We start from the raw sequence: 22,578 nt of genomic DNA on the forward strand, positions 1-22,578 counted from the left end.
ATACATGATGAGAGCGTTATACGATTCTAAAAGTAAAACAATCGACGATCGCGGTATAAAAAATCTGCTGTCCAATGAAGCGAAATATTCAACTTGGTTGATGTTTGAAGCCATGTTAGCGCAAGCACAAGCTGAATACGGTTTTATTCCACAGTCTGCCGCAGATGAAATTAAAGAAAAGGCGATTATTGAGAATATCGATTTCGAAGAGATGAACCGTATTTATCAAAAAATCGGTCATGGCTTTGTGCCTTTCTTAAAAGTATTGGTGAATGCATGCTCTGAAGAGAGTGGTAAATATGTGCACTACGGCATTACCACGCAAAATATACAGCAAAGTTCACAGCTGTATATGATGAAAACCGTACATAACAAATTTATGTTGTTGTTAAGTGAGATCATCGAAAACTTATCAAATCTCGCTGAAAGAACCAAACATATGGTCATGGCTGGCAGAACACATGGTCGTCATGCTATTCCGATTACTTACGGCTATAAAGTGTCGGTTTGGATCAGTGATTTTATTGATTGCTACCAACGAATGAAAGAGTGTGAAAAGCGCGTATTCACTATCATGATGGGCGGTGCAGTAGGTGCTTTTAACTCAATGCCTGAAGTGGGGATGAAAGTACAAAAACGCGTTGCTGAATTAGTGGGTATGCAAGCGATGGAAGTGCCATCACGTAACCTAAGTACGCATAAATTAGAGTATATGATGAACTTGGCACTGATGGCTAATATCTGCCATAAAATTGGTGAAGAAGTTTATAGTACCACGTTAGAAGAAATTGCTGAGGTTTCTGAAGGATTTACCAAAGGCACGGTGGGTAGTAGCACGATGCCTCATAAAATTAATCCAAAATTAGCGAAAGGAATTATCGCTAATTCACAGAAACTGTACTCATTACCTAATGTGGGGATGTACTCTGCGGTAAGACCTTATGAAGGTGACAGCAGTTCTTATATGCTATTCGATGGCTTAATTGAAGAAGCATTAGAATTAACCACAGAAATTCTATTAAGAACGGAAGAGCTTTCAAGAACCCTCGTTCCTCATGAAGAGAGAATGCTACATAACGTGATGAGAAATAAGGGGTTAGATAATACCGAATACGTTATGATGAAAATGGCAGAAAAATTAGGGAAAGATAAAGCGCATTCACTGTTATATGAAGAAGCCATTAAAACGGCGGCAGACGGTGAAGATTTTTACACTAACCTGATGAAGAATAAAACCATTACTGCGGCCTTTAATGCAGATGAAATTAAGGCAATGCTTGATCCTCGTTCTTATATCGGTTTATCCGTTGAACTTGCTGAAAAAGAAGCAAAACGTGGGTTAGTGATTTCTCAAGAAATTAAACAGAGCTATAAATAAAGTCATCAAGTTTCTATAAGTATCCGTTAATAAAAGAGTCACTCAAATGAGTGACTCTTTTTTGTGGATAATTAACCAATCAATCCATGCACTAAAATAATACCGATACAAATAGGACCAATATAACGCCATACCAATAATAAGCTTTGACGTTTTAATCCCGTGATATTTTCAGGAATAAAGGCATTTGCTCTACGTGACCAACCAAAGATCAAACACATTGCAATACCAAACAGTGGCATCAAAATATTAGAAGTCAGGTAATCCAATAAATCGAAGACGGTTTTGCCTCCCAGCGTCACATCACTCATCGGTCCAAAAGATAATGAAACGGGAATACCCATCAACATAATCGATGCGGTTACGACTAACCCGGCACGACGGCGCGTCCACTGAAAACGCATCTGCACATAAGCGACGATATGTTCAAGTAATGAAATTGCAGAGGTTAACGCAGCCATTAATAATAAGACAAAGAACGTCACTGCTAAAATATTACCACCGGGCAAGTTGGCAAAATAAACCGGCATGGTCATAAAGGTTAAACCAGGGCCTGCATTAGGCTCTAAGCCTGCGGCAGATAATGCAGGGAAAATCATTAATCCAGCAAGTACACACACCATACAAGACAGAATGACGACCCACATACTGGCGTTAGCGATGCCTTTATTATCAGCTAAATAAGCACTGTAAGTGATATGAATACCCAAACCGATAGACAGTGAGAAGAAAGCTAACCCTAACGCATCTAATACGCCTTGCGGTGTTAACTTACTGAAATCAGGGTATAAAAATAATTTTAAACCTTCGGAAGAACCGGGTAAGCTGATGCCGACAATAATCAATAAAATCATAATGATAAACAACATTGGCATCATGATTTTAACGGCTTTTTCTAATCCGCGTTGTACACCGGCTAAAACCACAAAACAGGTTAATCCAGCAAAAGTAAGGTGTGCCAAAATAGGCCATAAAGGATCACTAATAAAGCGAGTAAAAATACCTGTTAATTCAGCGCTATCGGTAATATTCAACTGACCTGTTGCTGCCATAACGGTATAGCCAATTGTCCAACCACCGACAACACTATAGAAACTATAAATACACCAGGAACTGAATACACCAATAACGCCAATGATGACCCAATTGCGTCCCATCATTTTTTTAAATGCGTTAACGGCTTCAGCGTGTGTGCTACTTCCTAAAATATTCTCAGCCAGCAATACCGCAAGCCCGATCACAAAACTAAATAACAAGAAGACAATTAGAAATGCACCGCCACCATTATTGGCTGCGACATAAGAAAACTTCCAGATTGCGCCAATACCTATTGCAGAGCCTGCGGCTGCTAAGATATGACCAATTCGTGATGTCCATTGTTGGCTCATTTTGCCCCCTGAGTTATTGAATGTGTGATAGAGGCTATTGCCATACAGTGGCTTATTGGTAAGGCGTTGTAACTCATCATCCTAATGGTGACACTAAACATCATAGAACTCCCCTAAAAAATCAGTTCCACCAGTAGGTTACAAACAAAAAAGCCACCTTACTGGTGGCTTTTGCAAAAGATGAATAAGCGCGGCCACCTAACGAAGTAGTAGTAGGTTTAGGCCTAAAAGTCGGTTGTTAGTGTTTATGTTCATCTTTTTGCTCTTTATTGAAATGGATATCATCGCAATGCAGTATGAAATCTTGTGTTTCAAAATGCGTATTTATTATTTATACCATAAATGCAAACTAAAGAAATAAATTTTATTGGAATTGGGTGTTGGTTTTTATTTCAAAATGTTTTTCTGGTGCTAATGATAAAAGAAGTAATAGGTTATGGTATGGATCTTATTTGTGTAAGATAGTGTCGGCAAAAATGTCGAAACGATAATTAAGTGTCATTTTGCTTTTATATCTCATTGATAATTATTAAATTATTAATTGGCATAATTCCTGCTTAGTTGAAAGTTCTTTATGACTCTTTTACTCCCTAGTTAGGGGAAAGGATATCAAATGAACAAAATCAACTCCGTCTGTCCTTATTGTGGCGCTGGCTGCAAAATCAATCTCTGTGTCGAAAATGGTCGCATAATCAAAGCCGAAGGTGCCAATGGTGTCACCAATCAAGGAGAACTTTGCTTAAAAGGGCTCTATGGTTGGGATTTTCTTAATGACAACAAATTGCTGACAGCCAGAATTCATGAGCCGATGATCCGCCGACAAAAAGGGGCTGATTTTGAAATTGTGAGTTGGAATGAAGCTATTCAATTTACGGCAAAAAAATTACTGGAAATAAAAGAAAAATACGGTGCGAAATCCATCATGTGTACAGGCTCTTCTCGTGGCACAGGGAATGAAACTAACTTTGTGATGCAGAAATTTGTGCGCGCCGTATTAGGTAATAATAATGTCGATTGTTGTGCGCGTGTTTGTCATGGCCCTTCTGTTGCAGGTTTGCAAGAAACATTAGGCAATGGCGCCATGAGCAACTCAATTGCTGATATTGAAGATTCAGATTGCTTATTAGTTTTTGGTTATAACTGTGCAGATTCTCATCCTATTGTGGCGCGTCGAGTGGTTAAAGCGAAACAAAAGGGCGCCAAAATTATTGTTTGTGATCCTCGTAAAATCGAAACAGCCAAAATTGCTAACCAATATTTACCGTTAAAAAACGGCACTAATATGGCGTTAGTCAATGCCTTCGCATACACGCTAATTGATGAAGATCTGTATGATAAAAACTATGTGAACCAATACACAGAAGGCTTTGAAGAATATAAAAAACAACTCGCAGAATATAGCCCTGAAGCTGTGCAAGATATTGTTGGCATTCCTGCTATTGAAATTCGTAAAGCAATGCGTACTTATGCTGGCGCTAAAACCGCAACGATTATGTGGGGCATGGGTGTAACACAATTTGGTCAAGCGGTTGATGTGGTAAAAGGGTTATCAGGTCTTGCTTTATTAACGGGTAATTTAGGTAAACCGCATGTTGGTGTTGCTCCTGTGCGTGGACAGAATAACGTGCAAGGTGCCTGTGATATGGGGGTTTTACCGAATATGTTTCCGGGATATCAGTATGTAACTGACGAAGAAACACGTAAAAAATTTGCACAAGCATGGAATATTCCTGTTGAACAACTTGATCCAGAAGTTGGGTATCGCATTACTGAAGTGCCTCATTTAGCCATTGAAGGCAAAGTAAAAGCCTATTACATCATGGGTGAAGATCCCCTCCAAACCGAAGCTGATTTAGGGTTAGTGAGAAAAGGTTTTGAAGCGCTCGATTTTGTGGTGGTTCAAGATATCTTTATGACCAAAACCGCAGAGCAAGCCGATGTGATTTTACCTTCAACCAGTTGGGGCGAACATGCGGGCATCTTTACCTGCGCTGATAGAGGTTTCCAACGTTTTGAAAAAGCGGTTGAGCCTAAAGGTAATGTCAAACGTGATTGGGAAATTATCAGTTTACTCGCCACAGAAATGGGCTACCCGATGTCTTATGAAAATAACGAAGAGATCTGGAATGAAGTGAGAGCATTATGCCCACTATTTTTTGGTGTCACTTATGAAAAACTGGCAGGTTTAGCACATATCCAATGGCCTTGTACCGATATTGAAGATAAGGGTACACCTTATTTATATTCAGGTAACCAATTCACCACACCATCAGGCAAAGGGCAGTTGTTTGCGACACCGTGGCGCGCACCCGCTGAATTACCTGATGCGGATTATCCAATGATTCTATCGACAGTGCGTGAAGTCGGGCATTACTCTTGTCGCTCGATGACGGGTAACTGTAAAGCATTGGCATCACTTGCGGATGAACCGGGTTATGTTCAAGTTCACCCAGAGATTGCTAAAGAGGCGGGTATTCGTGATCAGGAAATTGTCTGGGTTGAATCTCGTCGCGGTAAGGTGATGTCACGCTGTAATGTGAATGAGACAATTAACAAGCAAGCGATTTATATGACCTATCAATGGTGGATTGGTGCGTGTAATGAACTGACTCAGGATAATCTTGATCCTGTTTCAAAAACACCTGAAACCAAATATTGTGCGGCTAAAGTGATTAAAATAGATGACCAAAAATGGGCTGAAAGCCAAGTTTCTCAACATTATCACACCATGAGAAGCCGTTTAATTAACTTAGTGGAACAAGCAAAAACAGCAACACATTAAGTTGAGCGTAGATTAAAAATAGAAATGGAGGCAATTAAGCCTCCATTTTTTTCTCACATCTATTTTATAGAAATAAAAGTAGTTTATTATTTTTTGTTTAATTGGCTTTCTGCTTCTTTTTTCTCTTCTTCTAAAATCTCACGATACCAACGCGGGTGATGTTTTTTCGCCCAACCACGCGTTACCCAGCCTTCAATCATGCTACGAATTGAACCTTTTACCCAAAACGCGGCATAAGCATGAACAATCACAGTAATGATCAGTAAGATGGCGGACAGTGAGTGAGCCAGTAAAGCAATGCGAATAACAGGAATAGAGAAATAATCGGCAAAATAAGGTCGCCAAATAATTATCCCACTAATGGTCAGAACAATAAGGCTGAGACTTAATGTCCAATAAATTCCTTTTTGGCCTAAGTTGTAATGCCCAATATCGCCTGCTTCTTCATTTTGTAGCACTTTATGGATGTTTTTTGCCCACACTAAATCATCTTTATCAACAGAGTTATACTTGAAGTATCTAAAAAACATAAAGATAAAGAAAAATACCATCGCAACACCCGTAAATGGATGCAGTAAACGCGAAAGTTGTGGGGTGCCTAAAATATTCATAAACCAGTTTAGAGATGGGAAGAAAAAGCCCAATCCACTAAAGGTGGTAAAGACAAAGAAAATCGCCACAACCCAGTGATTGATTCGCTCTGAGGCAGTATGACGAAGGATTTTATCGCTTTTCTTCTTCATTATTTCTGCTCCTCTTTATTCACTGAATGTTGTGATGCTTCCATCTCTTTTTGTGCCTCTTCTTCATCTTCTTCGGTGGTGTGGTTAGGGCCAATACCTAAATAATGGAACATGGCACCCGCAAAGGTAGCAGCAAAACCCACTGCGGCTAACGGTTTCCAAATACCTTTCCAGAATTTCACTGTTGAGCTAATTTCTGGGTTTTCTGGTAAGCCATGATACAAGTTAGGTCTATCCGCATGATGGAGGACATACATGACGTGCGTACCGCCAACACCTTGAGGATCGTATAAACCCGCTTTGTCATAACCCCGTGTATTGAGTTCAGCAACACGTTCATTTGCAAGATGCGTCATTGCTTCTTTAGAGCCAAAGTGAATGGCACCCGTAGGGCAAGTTTTCACGCAGGCGGGCTCTTGACCGACTTCAACGCGATCAACACACAATGTGCATTTGGAAGCGCGATTATCTTCTTCATTAATACGAGGGACATCGAAAGGGCAACCGGCAATACAGTAGCCACAACCAATACAGTGCTCTGATTGGAAATCGACAATACCGTTAGCGTATTGCACAATGGCTCCTTCTGCTGGGCATGCTTTTAAACAGCCCGGATCAGCACAGTGCATACAACCATCTTTACGAATTAACCATTCCAGCTTGCCATTTTCTTCTACTTCAGAAAAACGCATCACTGTCCACGACTTAGCCGTTAAATCCATTGGGTTATCGTAAACACCGACGTTAAGACCGACTTTATCGCGAATATCGTTCCATTCAGAACAGGCAACCTGACAGGCTTTACAGCCAATACAGGTAGTAACGTCGATAAGTTTTGCCACTTCTTCTTTAAAATCACGTACCTGTGGTGCGGGCGTGAGGGAATTAGTGGCAGAACGACGAATAATATCTTGAGATTGCAATGACATCAGTTTCCCCTTATGCCTTTTCGATATTGACTAAAAACGCCTTATATTCAGGTGTGAATGAATTTGCATCACCCACTGATGGTGTTAATGTATTGGCAAGGAAACCTTTGCGAGTCGCGCCCTCAAAGCCCCAGTGACACGGAATACCGATAGTATCGACTACTTTGCCATTAATCGTCAGCGGTCTAATACGTTTAGTGACAACGGCTTTAGCCTTGATATAGCCACGTTTGGCACTGACTTTGACTTCATCACCTGCCACAATGCCTTTTCGTAACGCTAGTTGTTCGCCAATTTCGATAAACTGATCAGGCTGTGCAATGGCATTGATTAATGAATGTTTTGTCCAATGACGGAATAACTCAGTAATTGAATAGGTTGTCGCCACAAAAGGGAATTCATCGGCTTTGCCTAAATGTTCTGCATCATAACTGTATAAACGTGCGACTGGGTTACGAGAGACGTTCGGGTGTAGAATATTCTCTTCTGTTGGTGATTCAAATGGCTCGTAGAATTCAGGGAAAGGGCCATCTGCCATTTTATCAACAGCAAATAAGCGTCCCATACCTTCGGGTTGCATAATAAAAGGACCTACACCGCTATTAGGTGCTGCATTGCTATAATCTGGTACGTCAGGACCAACCCATTGATTGCCATTCCATTTGATCAATTGGCGTTTTTCATCCCACGGTTGACCTTGTGGATCAACCGATGCGCGGTTATATAACACACGGCGGTTTTGAGGCCATGCAAATGCCCAACCCGGTGTACAGCCTAATCCTGAAGGATCGGCGTTATCGCGGTTCGCCATTTGGTTGCCTTTTTCAGTCCAGCAACCAGAATAGACCCAACAGAAACTGGCGGTTGAACCGTCGGATTTAAGCTGGTGGAAACCGTCAAGTTGTTGTCCTTTTTTAAACAACAATTTGCCTGAATCATCGTAAATATCACGCATTGCTTGACCATTAGCTTCTTTCGCCACTTCTTCAGGCTGAGGATCGTAAGGGTCAACGTAATTCCAAGAGAGATTCATCACAGGCTCTGGGCAAACACCGCCTTCTTCGCGATAAAGTTCACGCAGGCGCATTAATAAATGCCCTAAAATTTTACCATCATGCCATGCTTGTGCAGGTGGTTTAGCACCAGCCCAGTGCCATTGAAGCCAGCGACCTGAGTTTGCAATCGAGCCATTTTCTTCAGCAAAACACGATGAAGGTAAACGGAAAATTTCTGTTTGAATATCTGTTGGTGAGACATTATTCATCTCGCCGTGGTTTTGCCAAAAATTGGAAGATTCGGTCACTAACGGATCGATAACAACCATATATTTCAGTTTGGCTAATGCGGCACTGCATTTATTTTTATCCGCAAACGCGGCTAATGGATTAAAACCTTGAACGATATAGCCATTCATTTTGCCATCGATCATCAACTGGGTTTGCGCCATGATATCGTAGCTTTTATCCCATTTTGGTAACCAGTGATAACCCCACTCATTACTTTCTGTCGCGCTATCTCCCCAAAAGCTTTTTAATAAGCTAATAAAGAAATCAGGGGTTCTTTTCCAATAGTTAACTTGGTCTGCAACAACGGTTTTGGGTGTCACTTGGGATAAATAATTCTCTAATGAAGTCTGTTTTTCATTAGGAAGCGGCATATAACCTGGTAGGTTTAATGATAATAAACCCAGATCGCTATAACCTTGGATATTAGAGTGTCCACGTAATGCGTTGACACCACCGCCCGGCATACCTACGTTACCTAGTAATAACTGGATCATACCTGCTGCACGAATAGTTTGCGCACCACCCGTATGGTGAGTCCAACCTAAGGCATAAAGAATGGTAGAGGTTCTGTCTTTTACGCTGGTAGACGCAAGCGCTTCACAGATATAGGCAAAGTCTTCTGATGGCGTACCGCAAAGAGTAGTAACGATTTTAGGGGTATAGCGCGAGACATGATGTTTTAAAAGATTCCACACACAACGAGGATGTTGCAGAGAATCATCTCTTAATGCCAAGCCATTTTCATCGAGTTCATAATGCCATGAGGTTTTATCATAGCTTTGATTTTCTTTATCAAAGCCACTGAAAAGACCGTCATCAAAGCTGTAATCTTCACGCACAATGAGAGGCGCATTTGTATAGGCTTTCACATACTCATGCTGAATTTTATTGTGTTCGATAAGGTAATTAATCACCCCTAATAAGAACGCAGTATCAGAGCCAGCACGAATAGGGGAATAGAGATCAGCAACCGCGGCACTACGGTTAAAACGGGGATCGACAACGATAACCTTCGCATTATTCTTAATTTTAGCTTCGATAACCCATTTAAAACCCACAGGATGTGCTTCAGCAGGGTTACCACCCATGATCAGCACAACGTTAGCATTTTTAATATCAACCCAGTTATTGGTCATTGCACCACGACCAAAGGTTGGTGCTAATGCGGCGACGGTTGGCGCATGGCAAAGTCTTGCCTGACAATCGATAGCAATCATGCCTAATGAGCGAGAAAATTTATTATCTAAAATGCCTGTTTCATTACTGGCGGCAGAAGAACAAAGCATCCCAGTTGTTAGCCAACGGTTAACTTCTTGCCCTTTTTCATTATGGGTGACAAAGTTTTCATCACGGTCTTTTTTCATTAAACGGGCGATTTTATCAATCGCTTCATTCCATGAAATACGTTCCCATTTATCTGAACCAGGTCTACGATATTCAGGATATTTCAGGCGATTTTCACTGTGGATATAATCGACAAGCCCAGCCCCTTTCGGGCATAAAGAGCCACGACTTACAGGATGATCAGGGTCACCTTCAATGTGATAAATACTTTTATCCACATTTTTCGCGCCATCCCCAAGGCTATACATCAAAATACCGCAACCCACAGAGCAATAAGTACAGTTATTACGGGTTTCAACGGAACGTAATAATTTATATTGGCGAGAGCTTGCCGCAACTTCTGGCGAAAAACCAAGTAATGCAGCAGAAGTGCCAGCCATACCGCCAGCACAGATCTTAAAGAACGACCTCCGACTGATTTGCATCAGAGTCTCCTTGTTAATTGATAAATAACATCCGTACCGGGCATTTAAAAAACGTCCAGTAAAGGATAAGAATTCATTTTTCAATCATTCAAGACAGACCTGAGTATCGTTTTGTGAACTCAATGTGATGAACTACTACTTAAAATGACGTTGGTGATTATAACGAGGAAAAAAAATAAATCCATACTAACAATGCGGATACAAATTATATTAAAAAATAACAATTTAGTTTGATTTCCATCATGTTAAATAACCAATTTTTCAATTAGCACACAAGGTGAAAATGGGGATTAAATCGATTAAAAGGGCTCTTGAAATAAAACTCCATTTTTATCTCTTTTATAAAAAAATTTACTGTAAAAGAAGTGACATTATATTCTGCATAAAATCTCAATAATAAATTATTATGACTACTTTTATTCTAATGTCAGATTTTTATTCCTAAATTTGATTTAAAGAAAGTTATAAAAATATAAGGCTAAAAAATAGACATTTTGATCGTCTTCACAATTCAGAAAAGATTGATTTGAAGTTTAACTCCGAAAATAATTATATATTGGAGTGATCTTCAATATACAAAAAATACCCTCCTTGATGACAAAAATAAGAGCTAATAAGTATGAACAGAATAAAGAAAATATCTTACGCCTGTCTCTCTGTAATGCTAGTGTCAGCAATATTCACCTCTACTAGCTTTGCAGAAAAACTTCCTAACTTACCTGTCACATTTAAAAGTGGGGCAGGAACAATCAACAAAAATGTTATTTATATTGGTTTAGGCACAGCAGGAAAATCTTGGTATAAGCTTGATCTTAATAATCAAACAAAACAATGGGAAAAAATAGCAGACTTTCCTGGTACACAAAGAGATCAGGCCATTGCACTAGCATTAAATAACGATATTTATGTATTTGGTGGTGCGGGAAAAGAAAATAAAGAGAGTGAAACTATTAGTGCGCTCACAGAAGTTTATCGTTATTTACCTAAAGAAAATAAATGGGAAAAAGTGAATACGCGAGCGCCTTACGGATTAGTTGGGCATGCTGGTATCAATATTAACAACCATGAAGCTATTATTCTTGGTGGTGTTAATCAACAAATTTTTGATGGTTACTTTGTTGATTTAAACCGTACCAAAGAGAATGGATCTGAAAATAAAAAAGTCATCAGTGATTATTTTAATAAACCTGCGGAAGGTTACTTCTTTAATCGAAATATAATGGAATATAACGCTGAAAATAATCAATGGCGATTATTAGGTGTTATGCCATTTAATGGAACGGCGGGTTCGGCATTAGCTTATGATGGTAATAAAATCATCTTAATAAATGGTGAAATAAAACCGGGATTACGAACCAGTGAAGTGCAAACAGCGATATTTAAAAACAACCAATTACAATGGAACACGGTAGCACAAAAGCTACCAAATCCTACACCTGATCAGCAACAAGACGGCTTAGCAGGTGCATTTGCGGGTTACAGCATGCACACCTTGCTGGTTGCTGGAGGGGCAAATTTTCCGGGTTCTCAGGCAAACTATGCACAGCAACATTATTTTGCGCATCAAGGACTAGAAAAAACGTGGCATAAAGAAATTTATGGCTTTATTAATAATCAATGGAAAGTCATTGGCGAATTACCGCTTCCTCTTGGCTATGGTGTCACTATCTCACATGATAATTCACTTTATTTAATTGGAGGTGAAACAAATAAAGGTGAAGCTGTTAATTCAGTTATTACTTTAACGATGAAAGATAAACAATTAATTATTGAATAATCTCTCCCTACATATAAATTAAAATAACCCATTAAGACTCCTGATTTATTCAGGGAGTCTTACCTATTTAGGTAAATATTATGGCAAATAAAAAGAAAAAGCTTTTATTGGCATGCTGTACTTTATTAATGTCATCTCAATTATATGCGACTACATTAGACTTCCGTCATGAATATGCAGATTCGACACGAATTAATAAAGATAGAATTGCATTTATTCATTCTTTTTCAAATGGCATTGGTTTTTATATTGATGCGAGTGTCAAATCAGGTGGTGTTGATGGTGAAAAAGATAAATTATTTAGTGATGTTGTTAATAATGCCATTGAAATGGGATTAAGCTACAACCATAAATTAAATAATAATGTCACATTACAGCCCGGTCTTATTTTCGAAACAGTGACCGATACTTCTATATATAAACCTTATTTAAAAGCACAATATAATTTTGATAGTGGTTTATATATTGCAGGGCGTTATCGTTTTGATTATGCCCGTAAAACAAAACAAGGTGTTGATGACGAAAAGACAAATCGTTTTGATGGTTTTATTGGCTATAAATATAACAAATTTAAAGTGGAATATGATTACACGCAAATGTATAGCGATGCCATAAAATACGATAATAAAAAACGTAATTATGAGCATAACGTCGCTTTCTCTTATCAAATCAACAGCACATTCACGCCTTATATTGAAATTGGCAACATGGCAGTAAGCCCACTGAGTGATGCTCGTCAGACGCGTTATCGTGTTGGGTTGCAGTTCCATTTCTGATTTTACTTAATGAAAACAAAGTAAAAAAACAGGAAGAGTGGTGGAAACATCATTCTTCCTTTTTATTTTGTTTATTTATCAGTTGGTTATATGGATGTGGTCATTGTTTGATCTTCTTCACAAATTGTTGTTTTTTTGATTGAGAAATTAAACTCCGTAAAATATTATAATTTGGAGTTGCATTTCAAAAGAAGAGAACAGTGAGTTCAAAATGGCGCTAATTGAAAAAATGACTAAGGATATTCAGCAAAAGGGCGGATTAATCGTGTCTTGCCAGCCAGTTGATAATAGTCCAATGGATAAGCCCGAAATTGTCGCTGCTATGGCTCAAGCCGCAGTAAATGCAGGTGCAATCGCAGTACGTATTGAGGGAATTGATAATTTAAAAGCAACGCGTCCTCTTATTGATGTGCCGATTATTGGCATTGTGAAGCGTGATTTGCCTGATAGCCCTGTAAGGATCACACCGTGGCTCAGTGATATTGAAGAATTAGCCACCGCAGGTGCAGATATTATTGCTTTTGATGGTACTGATCGTGTGCGTCCTGTACCCGTGAAAACGTTATTAGCTCATATTCATCGTTTAGGAAAATTGGCGATGGCGGATTGCGCCACCTTTGACGAAGGCATGTATTGCCAAGAGTTGGGCACCGAATTTATTGGCTCAACGATGTCGGGTTATACCGGTGGCGAAATACCAAAGCTGCCTGATTTACAGCTGGTCACTGCATTGGCTGAAAAAGGATGCCGAGTGATTGCTGAAGGGCGTTATAACACACCGATGATGGCAGCAAGAGGTATGCACGCGGGTGCTTGGGCTGTCACTGTGGGCTCTGCATTAACACGTCTTGAGCATGTCTGTGATTGGTTCACTCAAGCATTAAAGTGGCAGCAGGAGTTAGATAAATGAATACATTAGCCATTGATATTGGAGGAACAAAAATTTCGGCAGCATTAATTAGCCGAGATAACCAATTGACACAACATACGCAGATCACTACACCCGCAAGTGCATCACCAACACAACTTTATGAAGCACTCGTTGCTATTACGACACCACTAAAAAACCATGCTGATAGTGTTGCCGTTGCATCAACAGGCATTATTTGTAATGGCATTTTAACGGCTCTGAATCCAGATAATTTAGGCGGATTAAAGGATTTTCCTTTAAAAGAAACGTTATCTGCGATCACGGGGTTGCCATGTTGGTTACTGAATGATGCTCAAGCCGCAACATGGGCTGAATATGATTATCGTCGAGAAACTATTTCTGATATGGCGTTTATCACTGTATCGACAGGTGTTGGCGGTGGCGTAATTCAACAAGGACAACTTTTTACAGGAAAACGAGGTATTGCTGGCCATTTAGGTCATACCTTAGCAGATCCTCATGGTCCACGTTGTGGCTGTGGTCGCTATGGTTGCGTTGAAGCCATCGCTTCAGGTCGTGCGATTGCCGCACAGGCAACTGGAGAGCTTGCAGGAAAAGATGCTAAAGCGATTTTTGCTGCCTTTCATCAGGGAAATTCACAAGCAAAATCAATTATTAAGCACTCAGCAAACACAATTGCAAATTTGGTGACAGATATTAAAGCAACAACCGATGCCGATTGTGTCGTTCTTGGCGGTAGTGTTGGGTTAGCGAAAGGGTATATAGAACTCGTTCAAGCAGCCATGACACAACAGCCATTAGCATTACAAGTGCCGATATTATCGGCTCACTACCATCATGATGCCGGGCTCTGGGGCGCTGTCCTGTGGGCTAGAGAGCAATAAAAAACTGTCGTAAAACTTACCTTTTACCCTACATATGGCAGGACTAAAAAATGCAATTACATGATTTTGGTTTCATTAATTATGCAGTGCTGTTTGGTTATTTAGCAGCAATGCTACTCGTTGGTGTTTATTTCTCTAAACGTCAAAAAACTGCGGATGATTATTTCCGTGGCGGTGGTCGCGTTCCAGGTTGGGCTGCGGGTGTTTCCGTCTTTGCAACCACATTAAGCTCAATTACGTTTATGTCTATTCCTGCAAAGGCTTATACCTCAGACTGGACTTTCATTATTGGGCAATATTTAGCTATCGCTATTTTGCCATTAGTCTTTTATTTCTATATTCCGTTTTTTAGAAAATTAAAAATCACCTCGGCTTATGAATATTTAGAAGCGCGTTTTGATATACGCAGCCGTTTATTTGCCAGCCTTTCATTTATGTTATTCCATATTGGTCGAGTGGCAATTATTACTTATTTAACTGTACTTGCTTTGCGTCCTTTTATGGGTATCGATCCCGTTGTATTAATTGTGCTGATTAGCTTGCTATGTATTGTTTATACTTGGATGGGTGGCATTGAAGGCGTTATTTGGACTGACGTTATTCAAGGGTTATTACTATCAGGTGGCGCAGTGCTTATCTTTATTATGATCTGCTTTAAAGTTGATGGCGGAATTAGTGAAATTTTCACAGCAACATCACAGGCAGATAAATTCTTCCCTGCGACACAATTACGTTGGAGTTGGACTGATAGCACCATTCCTGTTTTGATGATCGGATTTTTATTCGCGAATATTCAGCAATTTACTGCAAGTCAGGATGTCGTACAGCGTTATATTGTGACGGATTCCATTGAAGAAACTAAGCGTACACTGATAACAAACGCTAAATTAGTTGCCATTATTCCTATTTTCTTCTTCGCTATCGGCTCGGCTTTGTTTGTGTATTACAAACAGAATCCTAGCTTCTTACCTGAAGGCTTTAATACAGGTGGTATTCTACCCCTATTTATTGTGACCGAAATGCCTGTCGGTATTGCTGGATTAATTATCGCTGCTATTTTTGCTGCGGCTCAATCGAGTATTTCGAGTAGCTTAAACAGTATCTCAAGCTGTTTTAACTCTGATATTTACACACGTTTAAGTAAGTCTGAACGCCGTGCTGAACAAAAAATGAAAGTCGCGAGATTAGTGATTATCGTAGCGGGTGTATTCAGCAGCCTTGCAGCCATTTGGCTAGTTTTATCTGATGAGTCTGAAATTTGGGATGCTTTTAACAGCCTGATTGGTTTAATGGGCGGCCCAATGACAGGTCTGTTTATGCTGGGTATTTTTGTTAAACGTGCCAATGCAGGCAGTGCCGTGGTGGGTATTATCGTCAGTATTATTGCGGTATTAGCGGCTCGTTATGGCAGTGATCTGAACTTCTTCTTTTACGGCGTGATCGGTGCAATGTCTGTGGTAATAGCAGGAACAATCACAGCGCCTCTTTTCGCCTCAGCAAAACAAATTTCATTAGATGACAATGAAACATCAAGGAATTAATAGGGGATAACCTATGTTATTTGGACACATATCAGATTTGGCTTTGATGCCAGAAATGAATTCAGCACTACGTAACGCGATGGAAAAAGCACTCGCACTTGATCCTGTATCTCTCGCACCGGGTAGTTATAAAATTGACGGTGAAACGTTGTTTATGAATGTGATGACGTTTGACACGCAGCCTCGTGAGCAAAAACGTGCAGAGTTACATCAGCGTTATATTGATATTCAGATATTACTATCTGGTGAAGAGATCATCGATTTTGGCCTACAAGGCTCAGCTCAAGATGCGACACCTTATAATGAAGCTGATGATTATCAACTAACCGATACAATAATAGGTCAACAGACCTTAACGCTTACACCAAGCATGTTTGCTGTTTTTATGCCTTATGAACCTCATAAACCGGGAATTTCGGCTGAAAAGGGTGCAAATACACTGAAGAAAGTGGTCGTTAAGTTGGATGTCGCCGCATTGACTGACTAACAATTACTGTTTTTATTAAGCGCTTTATTTCTGATGTATCAGTAAGTTGTATTCTGATGACATAAGGAATAAAGCGTTTTTTATTATCACATTATTGTATGAGCAAGGCTTTTTTTAACCTGTTGGAATTGGTACTCTTGTTAGCAGAATTTTTTTCCGTGTATCTTCTGCAACCAAGGATAATCTCCATGACAGAACAGGCAACGACCCGATTAAAGCCGGGTAAAATACTTGATACGCTAGGCGCAATGAAAAATAGTCTAACGCGAGTATCACAGCGTATTGCAGACTATATCCTGTTCCATCCTACAGAAGTTACTCAACTTTCTATTGCCCAACTTTCACAAGCGACAAAAGCGGGTGAAGCGACAGTTGTGCGTTTTTGCCGCACATTGGGTTATAAAGGGTTTCAAGATTTTAAAATGGATTTGGCGATTGAAATGGCGACCTCTGATAATGAAGAGTCACCTATTCTTGATGCAGAAGTCACTCATCAAGACGATATCCATACCATTGGTTTAAAACTTCAAGCAACGATTAATAACGTACTATCAGAGACATTGAATCTGCTCGATATGAAGCAAGTTCAAGGCGCTGTAGATGCTTTATTGTCAGCAAATTATATTTTTATCTGTGGTGTTGGTTCTTCAGGTATAACGGCGGAAGATCTAAAAAATAAATTAATGCGAATTGGTTATCGTGTTGATGCAGTGACAAATAACCATTTTATGTATATGCAAGCCTCGTTATTAAAACCGGGTGATGTTGCTATCGGTATTAGCCACTCAGGTAACTCACCAGAAACGGTTCATTCCCTTAAACTGGCAAAAGAAGCGGGAGCCCATACCATTGCACTGACTCATAATTTGGGTTCACAGATTATGGAACATGCGGACTACCATTTGATTAATGGTAATCGACAAGGGAAGCTGCAAGGCGACTCTATTGGTACAAAAACAGCACAACTCTTTGTGTTGGATCTCCTCTATACCTTGTTAGTTCAAGTTCAACCAGAAATGGTCAAGGAGCAAAAACTACGAACACTGAATGCGTTAAAACAGACTCATTCCGCGTAAGCTCATTTCTGCAATGTGTGATTTTTTGCGAAAATTGGCGAAAGATCACACTTTCATTTTTCTCTTCCTTTAACGCTCATTTCGTTATTGCGTTCTGAAGTGTAGCTCTCTAATATAGAGTCAAACTCCATAAATTAAACAATAAAGAAATTAACCTCCAAAGGAAGTGATCATGAACAAACTCTCTGGACTGATTGCCGCGCCTCATACCCCATTTGCGACTGACGGTAGCGTTAATTATCCTGTCATTGATGAGATAGCAAAACACCTTATAGCAAGCGGTGTGACGGGTGCTTATGTATTAGGAACAACGGGTGAAGGTATTCATTGCTCTGTTGAAGAACGCAAGAAGGTAGCCGAACGCTGGGTTGATGCCAGTCAGGGTAAACTAGACCTTATTATTCACACGGGTGCATTAAGCATTGCGGATACACTAGAACTTGCTCGCCATGCTGAGACATTAGATATCAAAGCAACATCAGTGATTGGTCCTTGTTTCTTTAAGCCAGGCAATGTTGATGATTTGGTTGAATATTGCCGTTTAGCCGCCGCCAGTGCGCCATCAAAAGGTTTTTATTATTATCATTCCACGATGTCAGGCTTAAGCATTGATATGGAAAAATTCTTACAAGCTGCGGGTAAAGCTATTCCAAATCTATCAGGTATGAAATTTAACTCTCCTGATATGTATGAATTCCAGCGTTGCTTACGTGTAGATGGTGGAAAATATGACATCCCATTTGGTGTTGATGAATTTATTCCTGCTGGATTAGCCTGCGGTGCATTAAGCGCAGTCGGCAGTACTTATAACTATGCAGCTCCTTTATACCTTGAAATCATTGAAAAATTCAAAGCGGGTGATCATGAAGGTGTGACCGCTTGCATGGATAAAGTGATTGCGATTATTCGTGTGTTAGTCGAGTACGGTGGCGTTGCGGCAGGAAAAGTGGCAATGCAACTACATGGTATTGATGTGGGCTCTCCTCGTCGCCCATTACGCCCAATGACCGCAGAGCAAACAGCAGATGCTCTCGCGAAGTTTAAAGCTGCTAATTTTCTGTAATTGATTTGATTTTGATTGAGTATTTATAGATAGCCCATTTTTAACATCTCCCCCATTGATGTGACAGTGGCTTTTAGATGAAAGCCACTTTTTATTATTCACTCTGCAACTTGATTTTAAATTTCACTCCAACCAAAGTAATAGCAATAATTATATTCTTTACTTAGGTGTATTTATGGCATGCGAATTCCTGACACAAGCAACACTCAAAAAATTGTCAACGGGCGAAACTTGGCAACGACAAATCAATGATGAACGTATTTTTGATGTCAGCTTAAATGCGGGGCAATTAATGATTTGTCAGCCTGAAATTGAGGAAAGCTTTATTCCCTTTAGTCAGAAACTAAGTGCTTATTGTGAACAGCTTGCTGTTAAGTTTCCGTTTATTGAATTTGCTCAGCCACAAGAATTTCATTCCACATTATTAACGATTTTTAATCAACAAAATTAACAGTTTAAACTGCAACGACCTGTATTATTGGCATGGTGTCATGAGATTGCTCAAATCTTTAATCAAACAAAATGCATTGAAATTTTATTTAATAACGTTGTGTTAACGTCTAATGGTAGTGTGATATTAACGGGGATTTCAAAGGAGTTAGAACAATTTAGACAAAAGGTTTACCAGCAGATCCCCATTGATAACACTCTTCATAAAAATATTATTCATATTACGCTAGGGCGATTATGTGAGAATGCGTCATCAGCAGAAATGAAGACGCTTTATGATGAGTTAGCACAGAGCCGATCATCATTAATGTTTTATGATATTAATGCCTCTATCGTTATTCGACATCCAAAATTTGTGGTGAGTAAAGGTTCGCTTTCATCCGAGGTGAAATTGGGGTTAACGATGGAATTTAATCAGTTATGGCCATTTAGATGTTATTAATAGGCAATATTAAATAGTCTTTTTCTTTTTGTGACTAAAGCGATATGGCTAATTGGTATATAATCCGGCAATTCTTTTTATTTGGATAATGTACTTGAATTATGAATGTAAAATATCGTGCTGATATAGATGGTTTAAGAGCTGTTGCCGTTATTTTGGTTATCCTTTTCCACTTGGATAATCGCTTAATTCCTTCAGGGTTTATTGGCGTCGATATTTTCTTTGTGATCTCTGGTTTTTTGATCTCGCTGATAATTAAAACGTCATTATCACAAGGTCATTTTTCATTTTGCGATTTTTATCATCGTCGGTTATGGCGATTACAACCTCTTTACCTTGTTGTTCTAATTGCGGTTTTAGTGATATCCGGACTGTTTTATCTCCCTAGTGATTATCTTGATATTACAAATAGTGAAAAATACGCCTCAGCCTTTCTCTCTAATAAATATTTTGCGAGAGCAACAACCAGCTATGCAGCACAAGATGCACTCTTTTTACCGTTATTGCATACATGGTCTCTGGCGATAGAGTGGCAATGGTATCTTTTCTTGCCTTTTGCACTTTATTTGCTACATAAAATCAATGTAAAAGAAAGAGTTGAACATTTTTATCCGGTGGTGTTAGTCACCGCTATTTCATTTATTTTGGTATTTTATTACCAGAAAGACCAACCGAAAAATTATTACTATTTTAGTACGCGGATCTTTGAATTTATGTTGGGTGCATGTGTTGCCTACTTCCCAACAAAGATAAAACCTAATCGAAGAATAAATGATGTTATTAGCTTAATTGCGTTAGGTGTGATTGTTTGGGTGGCATTTCAAAACGATATTATTGCAGGTTATCCTAACCTTAATACGTTGTATGTTTGCCTTGGTGCCGCACTTATTATTTATACTGGACAGCATGAAAGTATTATTAAAAAAATACTTTCATTAAAGCCAATCGTGATCGTTGGATTATTATCTTACTCACTCTATTTATGGCATTGGCCATTATTTGCAGTTGCGCGTTATGTTGGTGTGTTTAATACAGAACTACAAAAAGGATCACTATTAGCATTAACCTTATTGCTTTCAATGACCTCTTATTTACTTATTGAAAAACCGCTTAGAAGAAAGCGCTTAGCCTTTAAATATTCCATTACACTTTTATTAATTATTCCTATTTTATGTGCTTTTGGGTTAAATGCACTTAATGAAAAATATCAAGGTATTGGAGCAAGGCTTGGGCAAAACTACGTTAATTTAGAAGCTAAATTGAATCAGTTTGATTATCCTAATCGAACGAAATGTATGAATTTTGAAGCGTCTGATCCAGATAAAATGTGCCATATTGGTGAAGTGGGAAGTCAGAGAAAAGCATTTTTATTGGGTGATTCTCATGCGAATCATTATTGGGGCTTTATGGATATATTAGGTAAAGACGCCAAGTTAGATGTATATGCACAAGCAACGTCATCGTGTATTACACTTCCTAATATTTATCTTTATGACTGGTCTAATCATAAAAATACAGTTTATCAACGTTGTTACGATCAAACAGCGAAATATTATCAACTTATCAAGAATAACCACTTTGATTATGTCATATTCGGGCAAGTTTGGAATAATTACGCGTCAAATCATGTCATTAATAAATTAGGTGATATTAGAACCGTCGAAGCGTCTCGTAAACGTGTTGAAAAAGCGATGCGTGAAGCACTTGATATTATTATTGCCACAGGTGCTAAACCTGTTTTTATTAAAACAGTTAATTCAATGCCAAGTGGTTTTATGACCTGTTTTTATGAAAATGCAAAATTAAGAAAAGATTTTGCGGATAATCACTGTAACCCCAAAAACTATAAAGGTGAGGGGAATACATGGATGAATCAATTATTTGCTAAATTAAAAAAAGACTATCCCACTTTAATTATCATCGATCCTAAAGATGTGCAGTGTGATAAAAACATCTGCTTAACCGATATAGACGGTGTCCCAGTTTATCGTGATGTAGGGCATATTACAGATTATGCTTCAACAATCTTTGGCATGATGTATCTAGAACGCTTTGGTAATCCATTAGTGATAGACAATCCTTAACATGACCCTTAATCGGCCATCAAAATAATAAAAAGTGCGCAGTTATCTAAAATAAAGCGCACCTTTTATTTTTAAATATATTAATGATCTAGAGAAACAGAATGAACATGTTCAAGCTGTTTTAATGAACAATAAAATTCAGGTAAAGTAATTTTTTGTCTCACTAACAGTTTCAAATTCACTTCAACGCGTTCTTTTTTAATATCGCGAATAGTCAGATTTTCAATCACATCTTTATGGCTTTTTAAATACTCAATTAACAGAGGAACACCGCTTTCATGAGTAAATAACATACGCACTTTTATCTTACCTAAACGTTGGTTTTTCATCTGAAAGAGCACCACTTGCGGGCTAAGTTGAATAGCCATAAAAAAGAGAACAGTGACAATCATGGCATGCCAATAAAAACCTGAGCCACAAGCAATACCAACACCCGCGGACGCCCATACGATCGCCGCTGTTGTCAGACCTGAAATGGCATCATCACGCCGATGCAATATAACACCCGCGCCAAGAAAGCCAACACCACTGATAATTTGTGCCGCTAATCTCATGGGATCACTACGAATATTATCGGAGATATTGGCGTAATATTCCGCGGATTGAATAGAAACGATAGTTAATAAACAACTGGCAACAGCAATAATGACACACGTTTTAAAACCGACAGGTTTTCCCTTTGATTCACGCTCTAAGCCAATAAGGCCGCCTAAAATAAAGGCGGCCAGTAATTTAGCGATACTTGAAAGTGATAAAGGGCCAATGCTGTCAACAAACTGTATTAATGCGTCCATGGTTTGCTCCTAACGTTGGCTTGTTCCTTTATTTTAA

At 39.1% G+C, this 22,578-nt stretch carries 18 protein-coding genes; 13 read left to right on the top strand and 5 right to left on the bottom strand.

Translation table 11 applies throughout. From position 1 onward, the window contains the following. The first annotated feature begins 7 nt into the window (after positions 1–7). Positions 8–1,378 carry a class-II fumarase/aspartase family protein gene (locus DK865_RS12590; protein WP_109392069.1) on the top strand — a complete coding sequence of 457 codons (1,371 nt, stop codon included), beginning with the start codon at positions 8–10 and terminating at the stop codon, positions 1,376–1,378. A gap of 71 nt (positions 1,379–1,449) precedes the next feature. Here DK865_RS12590 and DK865_RS12595 read toward each other — a convergent pair whose 3' ends face one another. Then, the gene (locus DK865_RS12595; protein ID WP_023583151.1) at positions 1,450–2,766 is read right to left on the bottom strand and encodes a sodium-dependent transporter; all 1,317 of its coding nucleotides are present in this window, start codon (positions 2,764–2,766) and stop codon (positions 1,450–1,452) included. 613 nt (positions 2,767–3,379) lie between these two features. On the opposite strand from DK865_RS12595, the gene fdhF reads away from it, so the two are divergent. Then, the gene (fdhF, locus tag DK865_RS12600; RefSeq protein ID WP_109392070.1) at positions 3,380–5,548 is read left to right on the top strand and encodes a formate dehydrogenase subunit alpha; all 2,169 of its coding nucleotides are present in this window, start codon (positions 3,380–3,382) and stop codon (positions 5,546–5,548) included. 86 nt (positions 5,549–5,634) lie between these two features. Here the strand turns inward: fdhF and fdoI are convergent, their stop codons facing one another. The 3 genes from fdoI to fdnG are packed head-to-tail and all read right to left on the bottom strand — an operon-like array spanning position 5,635 to position 10,275. After that, entirely contained in the window at positions 5,635–6,294 is a 660-nt protein-coding gene (fdoI, locus tag DK865_RS12605; RefSeq protein ID WP_109392071.1) for a formate dehydrogenase cytochrome b556 subunit, read from the bottom strand. Continuing rightward, entirely contained in the window at positions 6,291–7,220 is a 930-nt protein-coding gene (gene fdxH, locus DK865_RS12610; RefSeq protein WP_109392072.1) for a formate dehydrogenase subunit beta, read from the bottom strand. Before fdxH ends, fdoI begins: the two co-directional genes overlap by 4 nt. Positions 7,221–7,230: 10 nt before the next feature. Next, a complete protein-coding gene (gene fdnG / locus DK865_RS12615; protein ID WP_109392073.1) occupies positions 7,231–10,275 on the bottom strand; it encodes a formate dehydrogenase-N subunit alpha in 3,045 nt (1,014 codons plus the stop codon). Positions 10,276–10,894: 619 nt separating this feature from the next. On the opposite strand from fdnG, the gene DK865_RS12620 reads away from it, so the two are divergent. The 11 genes from DK865_RS12620 to DK865_RS12665 all read left to right on the top strand — a co-directional run bounded on the left by DK865_RS12620 (position 10,895) and on the right by DK865_RS12665 (position 21,747). Then, the gene (locus DK865_RS12620) at positions 10,895–12,052 is read left to right on the top strand and encodes an N-acetylneuraminate epimerase (protein WP_109392074.1); all 1,158 of its coding nucleotides are present in this window, start codon (positions 10,895–10,897) and stop codon (positions 12,050–12,052) included. 80 nt (positions 12,053–12,132) lie between these two features. After that, the gene (locus DK865_RS12625) at positions 12,133–12,828 is read left to right on the top strand and encodes an oligogalacturonate-specific porin KdgM family protein (RefSeq protein ID WP_109373765.1); all 696 of its coding nucleotides are present in this window, start codon (positions 12,133–12,135) and stop codon (positions 12,826–12,828) included. 211 nt (positions 12,829–13,039) lie between these two features. Next, positions 13,040–13,738, top strand: coding sequence for an N-acetylmannosamine-6-phosphate 2-epimerase (locus tag DK865_RS12630; protein ID WP_109373764.1), 699 nt, complete (start codon positions 13,040–13,042; stop codon positions 13,736–13,738). After that, positions 13,735–14,604: an N-acetylmannosamine kinase gene (gene nanK, locus DK865_RS12635; RefSeq protein ID WP_109392075.1), complete on the top strand. Its 870-nt coding sequence runs from the start codon at positions 13,735–13,737 to the stop codon at positions 14,602–14,604. The genes DK865_RS12630 and nanK overlap by 4 nt, the downstream gene beginning before the upstream one ends. Before the next feature lie 50 nt (positions 14,605–14,654). Continuing rightward, positions 14,655–16,145 carry a sodium:solute symporter gene (locus DK865_RS12640; RefSeq protein WP_109392076.1) on the top strand — a complete coding sequence of 497 codons (1,491 nt, stop codon included), beginning with the start codon at positions 14,655–14,657 and terminating at the stop codon, positions 16,143–16,145. Positions 16,146–16,158: 13 nt separating this feature from the next. Further along, entirely contained in the window at positions 16,159–16,632 is a 474-nt protein-coding gene (nanQ, locus tag DK865_RS12645) for an N-acetylneuraminate anomerase (RefSeq protein ID WP_109392077.1), read from the top strand. Between the two features lie 188 nt (positions 16,633–16,820). Continuing rightward, positions 16,821–17,708 carry a MurR/RpiR family transcriptional regulator gene (locus tag DK865_RS12650; RefSeq protein ID WP_109392078.1) on the top strand — a complete coding sequence of 296 codons (888 nt, stop codon included), beginning with the start codon at positions 16,821–16,823 and terminating at the stop codon, positions 17,706–17,708. A gap of 172 nt (positions 17,709–17,880) precedes the next feature. Further along, complete coding sequence (locus tag DK865_RS12655; RefSeq protein WP_100158564.1) at positions 17,881–18,771, top strand: dihydrodipicolinate synthase family protein; 891 nt, start codon at positions 17,881–17,883, stop codon at positions 18,769–18,771. 175 nt (positions 18,772–18,946) lie between these two features. After that, positions 18,947–19,222 carry a hypothetical protein gene (locus tag DK865_RS18895; protein ID WP_228407780.1) on the top strand — a complete coding sequence of 92 codons (276 nt, stop codon included), beginning with the start codon at positions 18,947–18,949 and terminating at the stop codon, positions 19,220–19,222. Between the two features lie 27 nt (positions 19,223–19,249). Continuing rightward, the gene (locus tag DK865_RS18900; RefSeq protein ID WP_228407781.1) at positions 19,250–19,663 is read left to right on the top strand and encodes a hypothetical protein; all 414 of its coding nucleotides are present in this window, start codon (positions 19,250–19,252) and stop codon (positions 19,661–19,663) included. A 101-nt stretch (positions 19,664–19,764) separates the two neighbouring features. Further along, positions 19,765–21,747: an acyltransferase family protein gene (locus DK865_RS12665; RefSeq protein WP_109392079.1), complete on the top strand. Its 1,983-nt coding sequence runs from the start codon at positions 19,765–19,767 to the stop codon at positions 21,745–21,747. Between the two features lie 80 nt (positions 21,748–21,827). Here the strand turns inward: DK865_RS12665 and DK865_RS12670 are convergent, their stop codons facing one another. Beyond that, positions 21,828–22,541 (bottom strand): MgtC/SapB family protein, encoded by a 714-nt coding sequence (locus DK865_RS12670; RefSeq protein WP_023583157.1) that lies wholly within the window; start codon positions 22,539–22,541, stop codon positions 21,828–21,830. Positions 22,542–22,578: the final 37 nt, after the last annotated feature.

Source organism: Proteus cibi, assembly GCF_003144405.1.
GTDB classification, from domain to species: domain Bacteria; phylum Pseudomonadota; class Gammaproteobacteria; order Enterobacterales; family Enterobacteriaceae; genus Proteus; species Proteus cibi.

What these genes read in the sequence shown, in the direction of transcription:
- fdnG (WP_109392073.1), bottom strand. Translation starts at nt 10,275, where the DNA reads ATGCAAATCAGTCGGAGGTCGTTCTTTAAGATCTGTGCTGGCGGTATG.
- DK865_RS12595 (WP_023583151.1), bottom strand. Translation starts at nt 2,766, where the DNA reads ATGAGCCAACAATGGACATCACGAATTGGTCATATCTTAGCAGCCGCA.
- DK865_RS12670 (WP_023583157.1), bottom strand. Translation starts at nt 22,541, where the DNA reads ATGGACGCATTAATACAGTTTGTTGACAGCATTGGCCCTTTATCACTT.
- nanQ (WP_109392077.1), top strand. Translation starts at nt 16,159, where the DNA reads ATGTTATTTGGACACATATCAGATTTGGCTTTGATGCCAGAAATGAAT.
- DK865_RS12655 (WP_100158564.1), top strand. Translation starts at nt 17,881, where the DNA reads ATGAACAAACTCTCTGGACTGATTGCCGCGCCTCATACCCCATTTGCG.
- DK865_RS12625 (WP_109373765.1), top strand. Translation starts at nt 12,133, where the DNA reads ATGGCAAATAAAAAGAAAAAGCTTTTATTGGCATGCTGTACTTTATTA.
- DK865_RS12590 (WP_109392069.1), top strand. Translation starts at nt 8, where the DNA reads ATGAGAGCGTTATACGATTCTAAAAGTAAAACAATCGACGATCGCGGT.
- nanK (WP_109392075.1), top strand. Translation starts at nt 13,735, where the DNA reads ATGAATACATTAGCCATTGATATTGGAGGAACAAAAATTTCGGCAGCA.
- DK865_RS18895 (WP_228407780.1), top strand. Translation starts at nt 18,947, where the DNA reads ATGGCATGCGAATTCCTGACACAAGCAACACTCAAAAAATTGTCAACG.
- fdhF (WP_109392070.1), top strand. Translation starts at nt 3,380, where the DNA reads ATGAACAAAATCAACTCCGTCTGTCCTTATTGTGGCGCTGGCTGCAAA.
- DK865_RS12620 (WP_109392074.1), top strand. Translation starts at nt 10,895, where the DNA reads ATGAACAGAATAAAGAAAATATCTTACGCCTGTCTCTCTGTAATGCTA.
- fdxH (WP_109392072.1), bottom strand. Translation starts at nt 7,220, where the DNA reads ATGTCATTGCAATCTCAAGATATTATTCGTCGTTCTGCCACTAATTCC.
- DK865_RS12640 (WP_109392076.1), top strand. Translation starts at nt 14,655, where the DNA reads ATGCAATTACATGATTTTGGTTTCATTAATTATGCAGTGCTGTTTGGT.
- DK865_RS12650 (WP_109392078.1), top strand. Translation starts at nt 16,821, where the DNA reads ATGACAGAACAGGCAACGACCCGATTAAAGCCGGGTAAAATACTTGAT.
- DK865_RS12630 (WP_109373764.1), top strand. Translation starts at nt 13,040, where the DNA reads ATGGCGCTAATTGAAAAAATGACTAAGGATATTCAGCAAAAGGGCGGA.
- DK865_RS12665 (WP_109392079.1), top strand. Translation starts at nt 19,765, where the DNA reads ATGAATGTAAAATATCGTGCTGATATAGATGGTTTAAGAGCTGTTGCC.